General features: G+C 69.6%; 5 protein-coding genes. 4 read left to right on the forward strand and 1 reads right to left on the reverse strand.

What is annotated here, in order from left to right:
* The first annotated feature begins 92 nt into the window (after positions 1-92).
* The 4 genes from SVTN_RS14130 to drmB are packed head-to-tail and all read left to right on the forward strand — an operon-like array spanning position 93 to position 11861.
* Positions 93-4850, forward strand: a complete 4758-nt coding sequence (locus SVTN_RS14130) for a DEAD/DEAH box helicase (RefSeq protein WP_041129413.1) — start codon at positions 93-95, stop codon at positions 4848-4850.
* Positions 4847-6751 carry a UvrD-helicase domain-containing protein gene (locus SVTN_RS14135; protein WP_041129414.1) on the forward strand — a complete coding sequence of 635 codons (1905 nt, stop codon included), beginning with the start codon at positions 4847-4849 and terminating at the stop codon, positions 6749-6751. Before SVTN_RS14130 ends, SVTN_RS14135 begins: the two co-directional genes overlap by 4 nt.
* Positions 6748-10002 carry a helicase-related protein gene (locus tag SVTN_RS14140; protein ID WP_041129415.1) on the forward strand — a complete coding sequence of 1085 codons (3255 nt, stop codon included), beginning with the start codon at positions 6748-6750 and terminating at the stop codon, positions 10000-10002. The genes SVTN_RS14135 and SVTN_RS14140 overlap by 4 nt, the downstream gene beginning before the upstream one ends.
* On the forward strand, positions 9999-11861 hold the full coding sequence (drmB, locus tag SVTN_RS14145) for a DUF1998 domain-containing protein (RefSeq protein ID WP_041129416.1): 1863 nt from the start codon (positions 9999-10001) through the stop codon (positions 11859-11861). Before SVTN_RS14140 ends, drmB begins: the two co-directional genes overlap by 4 nt.
* Positions 11862-12450: 589 nt before the next feature.
* Here the strand turns inward: drmB and SVTN_RS14150 are convergent.
* Positions 12451-13143, reverse strand: a complete 693-nt coding sequence (locus SVTN_RS14150) for an aspartate/glutamate racemase family protein (protein WP_041129417.1) — start codon at positions 13141-13143, stop codon at positions 12451-12453.
* Positions 13144-13356 lie beyond the last annotated feature (213 nt).

Consider the following 13356-nt stretch of genomic DNA (forward strand, 5'->3'; position numbering starts at 1 on the left):
CTTGTGCAGGCCCCAGATTCGCTGGGGCCTGCACAAGGCCGGCCCGCCGGGGGCCCTTCCATTCTTCCTCGATCCCAGGAGCCGTAGATCAGATGTCACCTACCGATTCCCCGGTCGTCGACACCGTCCTCGACCAGTCGGAACGCGTCCTGCAGACCTATGCCGTCGACCCCGGGCTCATTCCGGAGCACGCCAACAGCGAGCGTCGGATCACCCAGGGCGGGTACGGCGATCGCCAGCTGTTCGAACTCGTGCAGAACGCGGCCGACGAGATCGCTTCCGAGCCCGGCGGTACCGCCCACGTCGTCCTCACGAACAACCACCTCTACTGCGCCAACGAGGGCTCCCCTGTCACCCCCGAAGGCGCGGAGACAATTCTTCGGATGAGCATGTCGCGGAAACGAGGCGGTCAGATCGGCCGCTTCGGAGTCGGCGTGAAATCGGTGCTCGTCGTCACCGACACCCCGCAGTTCTTCAGCAGCACTGGCTCCTTCGGGTTCGATCGCGAGTGGGCCCACGAGCGGATCCGCTCGGTACCGGGCGTGACGGACCGCCTGGGAGAGAAGTTCGAGGCGCCTGTGCTGCGCATGGCGCGCCCCCTGGACATGGCTGCCGAACGCGCCCAGGACGCCGTCCTCGACGAGCTGCTCGACTGGGCCGTCACCGTCGTGCGCCTGCCACTGCTCCCCGGTGCCGCCGACAAGCTGGCCCAGGACATGCACGGCGGGCGGAAGAGCGCCGGGGCGTCCCGCGAGGAGTTCCCAGTCGGCTTCCAACTCCTCTCCCCGCATGTGGCGAAGGTCGTCCTGGAGGACCGCAGGCCTCGGCCGATCGCCCGTCGCGTGCTGACCACCGAGCAGGACGGCGACCTGCACATCGTGACGGAGGAGCGGACGGGGAAGCCCACCGCCACCGCCCGGTGGCGGGTCTTCTCCGTGACCCACGAACCGGGGCCGGCGGCCCGAGCCGATGCCGGTGAGCTGCACGACCGTCTCGCGCTCGACCTCGCCTGGGCCGTGCCGGCGCTGGAGCGGGACGCGGAGAGCGGGCTGTACGCCTCCCCCCGGTCCCGCGGTCGAGGACGCTTCTGGTCGTTCTTCCCGACCAAGTACGAGATGTCCCTCAGTGGCATCCTCAACGGCGCGTGGAAGACGAACGAGGACCGACAGAACCTCCTCGACTCGTCCGCCTTCAACGAGGAGATGGTCAAGGTTTCGGCGGCCCTGGTCGTCGACGCGCTCCCTCGGCTCGCCCCCGCCGAGGATCCCGCCGCCTACCTCCCGCTGCTGCCGGGCCGCGCGAAGGAGGCCATCAGCTGGGCGGACGAGTCCCTCACCCGGGAGATCTGGGAACGGACCGCGGTCCGACCGTCGCTGCCCGACCAGGACGGGGTGCTCCGCGTGCCCACCGAACTGCGGGTCCATCCCCGCCTCGACAAGGACCAGAAGCGCCTCACCGGATGGCTCCGCATGTGGCACGAGTGCCCTGGTCGCCCCACGGACTGGCTGCACCCCAACGCCGAGGCCGACCTCCTGCGCTCCGGCAAGGTGGAGCACATCCTCGCGGCAGCCGAGCACAAGCGCATGGACGTGCGCACCTGGCTGGAGGCGCTCGTCGAGTGCGGCACCGCCGAGGCCTCGGCGGTGGCGATCCGCATCCTCGCGGAGATGATCGAGATCAGGTCCCCGTACGCCGAGGAGGCCCGCAGGGCCCGGATCGTGCTCACCGAGGAACACGGCCTCGTCGCCCCCGTCCCCGGCCGCGTCTTCCGGCGCGCCGACGAGGGAAGGTTGCGGGAGTCCCTCGTGTACGTGGTCGGCGACATCGCCCAGGATCCCTCGCTCGCCCACGCGCTCGATGTCCTCGGCATCCGGGAGGCGGACGCCGAGGGGCGGTTCGTCAGCGTCCTCGACCAGGGCTTCGGTGGGTACGGGGACACCGAGTGGGAACGGTTCTGGGAACTGTTCCGTCAGGCGGGCGGACGCCGACTGGCCCACAAGGTGCTGGAGAGGGTCCCGAACGCCCGCGAGACGCTGCGCGTACGCACCGCGGACGGCAGGTTCCGGCCCGTGCGCGACTGCATGCTTCCGGGGCCGGTCGTCGACCCGCGGCGTGACCCGAGCATCGCCGTCGACATGGGCTTCCACTCCGACGACGCACCCTTCTTCGCGGAGATCGGCCTGCGGGCACTGCCCTCGACCTCGGTGCGACCGGACGGCGAGGAATGGTTCGAGGAGTACCGGGAGGCGGTCCACTCGGCCTATCTGCGCACCCTGGACGACCACGCCCCGCGCCCCTCCATCGGCCGGATGAAGGTGGAGGGCTCCGCCGTCGGCGGTCCCCTGTACCTCTTCCGATCGCTCTCGGAGGAGTCCCGCGCGGCCTTCCTGAAGGCACTGCCGGACGACGCCGTCGTGGACAACTGGACGCGTCAGATCGGCGCGCAGACGAGCACCCGCCAGGCCGTGGCCTCGCCGATCCGCTGGTTGCTCAGGAAGTACGGGACGGTCGCCACCTCCCAGGGGATCAAGCCGCTGAAAGAAGCGGTCGGGCCGCAGCTGGCCGCCTACCGCGACGTGTTGCCGGTCGCCGAGATCTCGCCGGAGAAGGCCCGGAAACTTCGGCTGCCCACCACGGTCGAGGAAGTCCCCTCCGCTCGTTGGGAGAGCCTCCTCACCGAGGTCTCCCGGAGCGAGGACGACACCTTCGTGGGTGCCACCTACGTGATGCTGACCCGGTTCGGCGCGGACTTCCCCGAGGACGCGCTGACCCGTTGCCGCATCGGCGACGCCTGGGGCAACCGCCCGGACGAGGAGATCACCGTCGCGGTCGGCCCGGCCGAGTACCGGGCGTTGCGCGCCGAACAGCTTCCCACCCTGCTGGTGCCGAACGCGGCGGACGCCGAGCTGATGGTCGAGAAGTGGGGCATGCTCCGCTACGCCGACGTGATCAGCAAGGAGACCCGTGAAGTCCCGGACGGTGACCCGGTGGCGCTGGTCGAGCTGTACCCCGCACTGCGCCAGCGCCTCAACAGCGCCAACCGGAACAGCCTGGTGCAGCGGTGCACCGAGCTGGAGGAGGTGACCCGTACCCCCAACGGCACCAAGCCCCGCCAGCTGGACGCCGTGCGCCAGGGCGGCACGGTGAAGGTCCGCGTCCCGTCCGACCCCGAGCCGATGCTGCGCCTGATCGACCGGGAACTGGAGCTGGGGCTCGGCGTGGCCGGGTGCAGGGCGGTCCTGGAGCACCAGGAGCGCATGGCCCGGGACGGCGAGACGAGGGCAGCGCTCAGGGCCGTGCGCGAGGCCGAGGACGTGGTCTCCAAGATCGAGCTGTTGATCGGGGCGGAGGCCCTGCGGTCAGGGCTGCCCGAGGGTCTGCTGGAGGCCGAGCTGCACGAGACCGACGGCACCGAGCCGTCCCCTCACCGGATCGCACAGATGGCCTTCAACGCGCATGGCGACGGGGTGCTCCAGCAGCACGCCAGGGACATTCAGGCGAGGTTCCCCAACGCACCGGTCGCCTACGGAGGTTCGTCGGCGGCCATCGCCTTCGTGTCGGACCTGCGGCTACCGGTGGCCTTCGCCGGCTCCAGGACCCCTTCCCCGCCCGCCTTCGAGACGGTGGACGGCCCGCGGGACTTCCCGCGTCTCCACGACTACCAGGAGGACCTGGTCCGGAACATCAGCACCCTGCTCGACCGTCTCGCCCCACAGCGCGCCATGCTGTCGTTGCCCACCGGCGCCGGCAAGACCCGGGTCACAGCGGAGGCGGTGATCCGGTGGGTCAAGCAGGTCGGTGATCTGCGGGGGCCGTTGCTGTGGATCGCGCAGACCGAGGAGCTGTGCGAGCAGGCCGTGCAGAGCTGGAAGTTCGTCTGGAGCAAGGTGGGTGCGGAACGCCCGCTCACCATCAGTCGGCTGTGGAGCACCAACGAGGTCGGAGACGTCGTCGACCATCCGCATCTCGTGGTCGCGACGGACGCCAAACTGGAACGCTGCCTGGACACCGAGGCATACGACTGGCTGAGGCAGGCCGCTCTGGTGATCGTGGACGAGGCTCACACCGCCGTCTCCAAGCGGTACACGGGGATCCTGAGCCAGCTGGGTCTCACCCAGTACGAGACGAAGCGCCACCTGCTGGGCCTGACCGCCACCCCGTTCCGCAACACCAACGAGGAGGAGACCGATCGGCTCGTCAAGCGCTTCGGCCGCAAGCGGCTCGACGAGGGCGTCTTCCCCTCCGGCGACCCGTACCGCGACCTCCAGGAATGGGGCATGCTCGCGCAGGTCGAGCACCGCACCCTGGAAGGAGGGCGGATCGAGCTGACACGCGAGGAGAAGGCGCAGGCGGACCGGATGGCGACCCTCGCGCGCGCCGCCGAGCAGCGGCTCGCAGACGACCACGCGCGCAGCCGACGCATCGTCGACGAAGTCGTGGCCCTTCCGGAGGACTGGCCGACCCTGCTCTTCGCCACCTCCGTGGACCACGCCAAGTACGTGGCGGCCATGCTGAACGACCGCGGGGTGCCTGCCGCCGCGGTGGACTCGACGACCAGCGCCCAGGACCGGCGCCGGCGCATCGAGGACTTCCGCGCGGGCCGCATCCGGGTCCTCACCAACTACGGCGTCCTCACCCAAGGGTTCGACGCTCCCGCGACTCGTGTCGTGGTAGTGGCCCGCCCAGTCTACAGCACCAACGTCTACCAGCAGATGATCGGTCGTGGCCTGCGCGGTCCGAGGAACGGCGGCAAGGACACCTGCCTGATCCTCAATGTCAGCGACAACATCGCGAATTTCGACACCCAGCTCGCGTTCAACCAGTTCGAACACCTCTGGAGCCGCAAGTGACCGACGCCTACCTCGACAGCCCGCCGCTCACCGACGAGCAGCGGACCGTGGTCGAGCAACCCTGGGACGCGCGTGTGCTCGTCACGGCCGGGGCAGGGGCCGGCAAGACGCACACCTTGGTGCGCCGACTCGACGCGCTGTGCGGGCACGAGGAACCGGAGGAGAGCTTGGAGGCAGCCGAGATCCTGGTCCTCACCTTCTCCCGGGCCGCGGCACGGGAGTTGCGGGAGCGGATCGCCCGGCATGGGGACCGGGCCCGCAGGGTCCGGGCGCAGACCTTCGACGCGTGGGCATACGGGGTGCTCCGTCAGGCCCATCCCGACGGCGAGTGGCACTCGGTCGGCTTCGAAGGTCGGATCGCGGCCGCGGCGCAGGCGATCGAGAAGGGGGCGCTGGAGGCGGGCGACGCCGTTCCACCCGCTCATGTCGTGATCGACGAGGTCCAGGACCTGTTGGGGGGCCGCCGCGAGCTGGTGGAGACCCTTCTGGACCGGTATCAGGACAGTTGCGGCTTCACAGTCGTCGGCGACGCCGCCCAGACCGTGTACGGTTTCCAGATCGAGGATCTGGCCGAGCGCGCCGACGAGACCGATCGGTTCTTCGACTGGTTGCGCTGTTCGTTCCCCGATGACCTGGTGGAACTGCACCTCACACAGAACTTCCGGGCCGCCACCCCCGAGGCCGGTGCCGCGCTCCCGTACGGCCCGCGGTTGCAGCGGCTCGCCGAAGCGGACTCGGCGGCGACGCTGTACGAGGAACTCCGCGAGCTACTCCTGGAGCCCACGAACGGGATGGGAGCCCTCACCGACGGACTGACCCTGGACGGTCTGCGGAACCTCTCCGAAACCTGCGCCATCCTCACCCGGGACAACCGACAGGCCCTGGTGGTGTCCGGCCTCCTCCACGAGCACGGCGTCACCCACCGGCTGCGGCGCCCGCTCGAGGAACGGCCGGTCCCGTACTGGGTGGCCGAGTTGCTGCGCCGCACCGAGGCGAGCGGCCTCACCGAGGACCGCTTCCGTGCCTTGCTCGCGGACATCCCCCTGCCGTTCGAACCGAACACGACCGCGCTGTGGACGGCGCTGCGGCGCGCCGCTCGCGGGACTGGACGCAACATGCTCGACCTGGAGCGGCTACGCCGCTCCGTCGCGGACGGCCGGTTCCCTGACGAGGCGGCCGACCCGGAGACGTCACGGATCGTCGTCACCACTGTGCACCGGGCCAAGGGGCTCGAGTTCGACCGAGTGATCGTCCTGACCCCCCCGACCGTGGCCGAACTCCGCAAACAGCACAAGGACGAGCTGGACCTCCCCGCCGAGACGCGAGCGCTCTACGTGGCGATGACACGCGCCCGCCAGGACCTCTACCACTTGGACTCCCCCCAGCTGCCGGTCCTGAGGCGCACGGGAGGCAGGAGGAACGGCCGCCGGTACGTGGGCGGCTGGCGGTCCTACGACCGGTACGGGATCGTCTCCGAGACGGAAGACGTCTGCCGGAACAATCCACCCGGCCACGAGGCCGACGCCGTCGCGACCCAGGCGTACCTTCTGGAACGGGTGCTTCCCGGGCACGAGGTGCTACTGCGCAAGCGCCACGACCTGCCGGCGGGAGAACACCAGAGTCCGCCCTACGCCCTCGTGCACGACGGACGAGAGATCGGTGAGGCCTCGGAGACCTTCCGCGAGGACCTGTTCCAGGTGCAGAAGGTGAACCGGACCTGGGACCCCTGGTGGCCCGACGAGATCCACGGCATACGGATCGACACCCTGGAGACCGTGACGGGCAGCACCGCCGCAGGCGTCAACGCCGGCCTCGGCGACCGGGGGGTCTGGATCGTGCCCCGGATCACCGGCATCGGAAAGTATCGACGGGCCGACAACAACGAGGAGCAGAGCGCATGACACAGGGAGCAGGTCGGCACTCCGAGCACTATCGGGTCCGGGACGAAGAACTCCTGGTGGGGCTCCGCCGTGAGCTCCTCGGCCCCGCTGCAGACGCCGAGCCGGAGGACCGGGACGAGGTCCTGACCCAGGACGCGCCGATCGACCGCTACCTGACCGGTGTCCTCTACCCGCGTGCGGCGAACGCGGCCGCGGAGGAGCAGCTCCGCGCGGACGACGACGAGCAGGACGGCCTGGACATCGCCCCCCAGCGCACCCGTGACAACATCGAGGAGTCCGGCACCGCCCAAGAGGTGGGTGCCGCGGGTTCTCGCCGCCCCTCGTCGATGGGCCTCACCTTTGCCGTCGCTCCCGCCATAAGCGAGGCCATCGTGATCTCGGCGCGTGCCGCCGTCTACGAACCCACCGATGCCGACGGCAAGCCGATCCCGGCTCGCCGTGCCGAGGCTCGCACCGTCTCCGACCAGCGGGAACAGTGGCGGCGCAAGGAGCTCGCCCTTCCGGACGTCACGGTCGACGTGACCACCCCCGATCCCGACAAGAAGGTCGAACTCGGCGGTGGAGCCGCGCTGCGCGTCAACGTCAGGCGCTATGACCCGACGACCGAGACGGTCACGATCACGGTCACTCTGGTGAACACCCACCGAGTCGGCGAGCGGGAACTCCAGGACGCGTTCTCCCTGTTCCAATGCGGTCTCACGGTCCGCGCCGTCAACGGCTCCACCGCGTTCGTCGATCGCCCCGCCCCGGCCGCCTCCCATGACGACGAGGTCGCGACCAGCCGCCTGTTGCACCGCCACGCCCCGACCTTCGCCGTCGGTCACGGCTGCGCCGCCGAGTGGGACTGGACGCCGCCGCCGATCGGCATGACCGACACCGTCTTCGCCGCTGTCACCGAGGTGCGCAGCGAGTTCGTGCCGACCGTGGAGGTGCTGCTCACCGACTCCAACCCGGAGATCGACAGCTCGGCTCTGTCCATGCTCGGCCTGGCGGAGCGCGACGACGCCAAGATCCTGGCCGCTCTGAGGGAACTCACCAAGGGGTACGAGCGCTGGATCGACCGCAAGGAGATCGAGGCCGAGGCGCTGATCGGCACCACGCACGAGAAGCCGGCACGGGATCAAGCCGAGGCCTGCCGCGAGGCACTCGGTCGTATCCGCGAGGGCATCGAACTCCTGGAAGCCAAACCTGACCTGATGCGGGCGTTCCGGCTCGCCAACCACGCCATGGCCGACCAGCGTGCCCGCAGCGCATGGGTGAAGGGCGGTCGCATCGGCTCCCCCGACCCGACCGCCGGTCGCTGGCGCCCCTTCCAGATCGCGTTCCTGCTGCTCTGCCTGGCCGGGATCGACGATCCCAAGCACCCCGACCGGGGCATCTCCGACCTGCTCTGGTTCCCCACCGGTGGTGGCAAGACGGAGGCGTACCTCGGTCTGATCGCTCTCACCTCGTTCCTGCGCCGCATCCGCAAGAAGGAGAATGGTGGCGGCGTCACGGTGCTCATGCGTTACACGCTCCGGCTGCTCACGCTCCAGCAGTTCGAGCGGGCCGCGATCCTCATCTGCGCCATGGAGCACATGCGGCGTGCCAGGCCCGAGTTGGGGCAAGAGGAGTTCTCCATCGGTATGTGGGTGGGTCGCTCGGCGACCCCCAACACCCTGACGGAAGCCGAGAGGAGGCTCGCCGAGCTCCGGGGCGATCTCGACAAGCGTCTCGCGACCGAGAACCCCGTCCAGCTCCATGCCTGCCCCTGGTGCGGCACGCGCCTCGACGCCCGCGCCTATGAGGTCGACGAGGACGCCAAGCGCATGCACGTCCGCTGTCCCGGTACCGACTGCGCCTTCGCCGACGGCCTGCCCGTCCACCTGATCGACGAGGCCGTGTACGACGCCCGACCCACGCTGGTGATCGCCACCGTCGACAAGTTCGCCTCGATGCCGTGGCGTCCTGCCACCGCGGCGCTCTTCAATCGCAACGACCCGAGCGATCGCACCCCGCCCCCAGAGTTGATCGTCCAGGACGAACTCCACCTGATCTCCGGCCCCTTGGGCACGCTCACCGGCCTGTACGAGACCGCGGTGGACGCTCTCGCCGGCCGCCCCAAGGTGATCGCTTCCACGGCGACCATTCGCCGCGCCGCCGACCAGGGCCTCCACCTCTTCGCCCGTGACGTCCGCCAGTTCCCGCCCGCGGGCCTGGACTCCCGAGATTCCTGGTTCGCCGTGGAGACCCCGCGCGAGGAGAAGGCTAGCCGCCGCTACGTCGGGCTACTGGCCCCCGGCACCAGTCAGTCCACCCTCTTGATCCGTACGTACGCCACCTTGCTGCACCGTGCCCAGCAAGCCGGGACCGAGGACGAGGTGCGCGACGCGTACTGGAGTCTCGTCGGCTACTTCAACAGCCTCCGGCTGTTGTCCGCGGCCGAACTTCAGGTCCACGACGACGTGGTGGCGTATCTGGAAGTGCTCGCCGAACGCGAAGGCGCGACCGTCCGCTCGGTGGCCAACTACTCGGAGCTGACCAGTCGGATCGACGCCAGTGAGATCCCCACCCGCCTCAAGGGCATCGAGAAGAAGCTGCCCGACGAGGATGCCGTGGACGTCCTCCTCGCCACCAACATGATCGCGGTCGGTGTCGATGTGGACCGGCTCGGGCTGATGGCTGTCATGGGCCAGCCGCAGACCACGGCCGAGTACATCCAGGCCACCAGCCGTGTCGGCCGTGCCCACCCCGGACTGGTCGCCGTCATGCTCAACGCGACCCGATCCCGCGACCGCTCCCACTACGAGAACTTCCTGCACTTCCATTCCGCGCTCTATCGCGAAGTCGAGTCCACCTCGGTCACCCCCTTCTCCGCCCGCGCCCGCGAGCGTGGCCTTCACGCGGTGATCGTCGCGCTGGCCCGCATCCTCATCCCGGCCGCACGCGCCAACGACTCCGCGGGCCGGGTCGAGTCCTACGAACACCTCCTCCGCGAGGAGGTCAGGCCCATCCTTCTGAACCGCGTCCAGAACGTCACTCGTGAGGAAGTCGACGCGGTGGGCCGTGCCTTCGACGAGTTCGTCGACTGGTGGTGCGACGAGGCCGACACGCACGGCGGTCTCCTCTTCGAGCCTGTCAGGGGCAGTCGCACGCCCTCGCTCCTGAAGCCGTACGACGACGAATCCGAGGACGCCGAGGCATGGCCCACCCTGTGGAGCCTGCGCGATGTCGACGCCGAGTCCGCTCTGTTCATGGAGGCAACCCGATGACCCCGCCCCCCGCACGTCGCCGCCGGACCGGCGCGGACGGTGCCGCGCCCGCCCGTAATCTGCCCCGGCGCGGCACCGTTCGTCGGGCTCAGGCGATCACCACGTACGGTGTCGGCTCGCTCGTCGCCGTGGACCAGGAGTCCTTCATCGTCTCCGGCCTGGACGGAGCCGACGAGCACTGGAGCAGCGACGAGTCCCCCCGGATCCACGAGCGGCGTCTCGCGCGTCTCCTCGGTGTCCAGCACTTCCGGCTGCCTCCCGCGTCCGAGGACACCAGCAGGGACGGCATCCGGGTGCGTCGTTTCCCCCTCATGCACTCCTGCCCCGAGTGCAACGACCTGCGCCGGCACCGCGACTTCAATCCGCCGGCCGGCCGGAGCGTCTGCGGCACGTGCGAGGCCGACCTCGTGCCCTCCCGTTTCGTGATCGCCTGCGAGGCCGGGCACCTCGACGATTTCCCGTATTGGCACTGGGTCCATCGAGCCGCCGGCGCCGGCGCCACGACCGCCGGGCAGTGTGGAGGAACGCTCAAGATGCGTACCTCCGGCCGTAGTTCCTCACTCCGCTCGATCCTCGTGTCCTGTACCTGCGGGGTGCCCGAGGTCTCCATGGAGGGCTCGTTCCGCAAGAGTGCGCTGAAGGATCTGGGCCTTCGTTGCCGTGGCACTCGTCCGTGGCTCGGTACGTCCGCCCCCGCCCAGGTCTGCGGTATGACGCCGCGCACGCTCCAGCGCGGTTCCTCGGCCGTGTGGCAGCCGGTGCTCAAGTCGGCGCTCTCCATCCCGCCGTGGAGCGACGGCCGCGCCGATCCGCTCGCCGAGCACTGGGAGGAGCTCCGTAAGCTCAGCAGCCGCGCGGAGGTCGAGATGTGCCTGAAGTTCGCCTTCAAGGGCGAGAGCCCGGTTCCGATCGATGAGGTGATGACGCTCCTCGACGCGGAACGCGAGGAGGACCCGAGCGGCGAGGATGCCCCCACGTTCGATCACCGATACCGCGCGCTGCGCAGCAAGGAGTACGAGCGGCTCCGCGCGGGCAACGACGAGCGGGAACACTCCCGCGACGAGCAATTCGTCTGCGAAACCCCTCTGGGTGACACGACCGCGCTCCACCCGCTCGGTGTCACGGGCCCGATGCTGGTGAAGAAGCTACGCGAGGTGCGCGCGCTCAAGGCATTCACCCGGCTTTCCGACCCGGACTCGGCGGTCGACCCCCACGAGGTTCCGCTCTCCGACTCCCCGCTGCGCTGGCTCCCCGCCATGGAAGTGCGCGGCGAGGGGGTTTTCCTCCGCTTGGACGAGGACCGGCTCGGATCCTGGGAGAAGGCCACCGCCGTCGCCGCTCGGGCCGAGAGGATTCGTACCGCTCACCAGAGGACGTTGGAGCAGCGCGCGGGCGACCCGAGCCGTGTCGCCCCTTCCCCCGCGACTGCCCGCATGGTGCTGCTGCACACACTGGCCCATGCCCTCATCAACGAATGGAGCCTGGAGGCCGGCTATCCATCGGCTTCTCTGCGCGAGCGCCTGTACGCCGCCGACGACATGGCAGGGGTCCTCGTCTACACCGCGACGAGCGACTCGGCGGGCAGCCTCGGCGGACTCGTCGCCCAGGGCGAGCCGGACCACCTCGACCGGACGATCCGCTCGGCCGTCCGCCGTGCCGAGTGGTGCTCCTCCGACCCGCTCTGCGTCGAATCCGAGGCGTCAGGCACAGGCGGCACCAACCTCGCCGCCTGCCACGCCTGCGTGATGCTCCCGGAGACCAGCTGCGAGCACAACAACATCCTGCTCGACCGCGCGTTGCTCGTGGGCACCCCGGAAGATCCTCACCTGGGCTTCTTCTCGGGCATTCTGGCTTGTTGAGATCCGGTAGGTGGTTGGACAACAGCAACGGTCGACAGGCCGGCACCATCGATGCCGCGCTGGCGACGGGGACTGGCACAGTAGCTGACGCTTCGTATCCAGCCCCGTCGCTTCGGCGCGCAGTTTCACCAGGCAATCAACTAGTGTCCTGAGTCGGAGTAGGGTCCGTCTCATGACGGGTGGCCGCCGGCGCCATTCCCCCCACCGGGAGTGACCAGCGGGGCCTGAATCCCGGCCGACGGACGGTCGCGACACGCTGAGCCGACCCGGGCCGCCCCATTCAACTGCCGCGCACCCAGGGGCGAGCGGAACAGACCCACCCGCCCCCGCCGCAAGCCCAGCCCCCACCCACCAGCCCGCCAGACGCGCACCAGCCCCAGGCGCTGCCCGGGCCCCCGCGCGGCCCCGCCCCCGGCCGCCCTCCGAGTGTGAAGAGGCGGCCTCCGGCGCCGGGTCAAGGGTGGGCGGAGCCCATCGCGAAGCGACGCGACGGAGGAGCGCCCTTGACGCGGTGGTGGAGGCCGCCACACTCGGGAAGAGGGCGGCCGCGCCCGCGCCCTCGTTGCCGGGTCACCCCTAGCAGCCCCCGTTACTCGGACAGGGCCGCGTGTACGGCGGCCTCGGCGTGGAGGCGGGCCGTGGGGAAGACCGGGACGGGACTGTCCCCGGGGCCGATGAGGAGCTCGATCTCGGTGCAGCCCAAGATGATGCCTTCCGCGCCGTCGGCGACCAGGTCCTTGATGACCTTCTGGTAGGCGGCGCGGGACTCCTCCCGGACGATGCCCAGGCAGAGTTCCTCGTAGATCACACGGTGAACTTCCGCACGGCCGTCGGCGTCCGGGACTCGCACAGCGAGTCCCCCGGCTTCCAGCCGGCCTCGGTAGAAGTCCTGCTCCATGGTGAACGCCGTGCCCAGCAGGCCGACTCGATACAGGCCAGATGCCCTTACGACCTCTGCCGTGGCGTCGGCCAGGTGGAGCAGGGGGATCGAAACCGCCACCTCGACCTGGTCCGCGACCTTGTGCATCGTGTTGGTGCAGATCAGCACCATGTCCGCGCCGGCTGCCTCAAGAGCCTGCGCTGCCGCCGCCAGGATCTCGCCCGCCTCCGTCCAGCGGCCCTCGACCTGCAACTGCTCGATCTCCGCGAAGTCCACCGAGTAGAGCACACACCGCGCCGAGTGGAGTCCGCCGAGTCGGTCCCGCGTGAACTCGTTCAACAACCGGTAGTACTCCGCCGTCGACTCCCAGCTCATCCCACCGATCAGGCCGATCTTCTTCATCGCCCCACCCCTTACGTATGTGAGGAGTTGAGAATGACAGGCCGCTGCGCATAAGCCTCGCTTGGAGTCAGTCCCCCCTTGAAGCGCGCCCCTCCGTCACCCACACGAGCGGTCTTCGATCACCGTGCCCGTTCCCGTGCGTTCCGTGCGTTACGTTCGCGCAAAACGGCCCTCGCGATGGCGCCAACCATCCGCGAGGGCCTGAACCACTAG

The organism is Streptomyces vietnamensis (assembly GCF_000830005.1).
Taxonomy (GTDB): Bacteria; Actinomycetota; Actinomycetes; order Streptomycetales; family Streptomycetaceae; genus Streptomyces; species Streptomyces vietnamensis.

Excerpts from the sequence above, each read along its gene's own strand:
- SVTN_RS14130 (WP_041129413.1), top strand. The coding sequence starts at position 93 with ATGTCACCTACCGATTCCCCGGTCGTCGACACCGTCCTCGACCAGTCG.
- SVTN_RS14140 (WP_041129415.1), top strand. The coding sequence starts at position 6,748 with ATGACACAGGGAGCAGGTCGGCACTCCGAGCACTATCGGGTCCGGGAC.
- drmB (WP_041129416.1), top strand. The coding sequence starts at position 9,999 with ATGACCCCGCCCCCCGCACGTCGCCGCCGGACCGGCGCGGACGGTGCC.
- SVTN_RS14150 (WP_041129417.1), bottom strand. The coding sequence starts at position 13,143 with ATGAAGAAGATCGGCCTGATCGGTGGGATGAGCTGGGAGTCGACGGCG.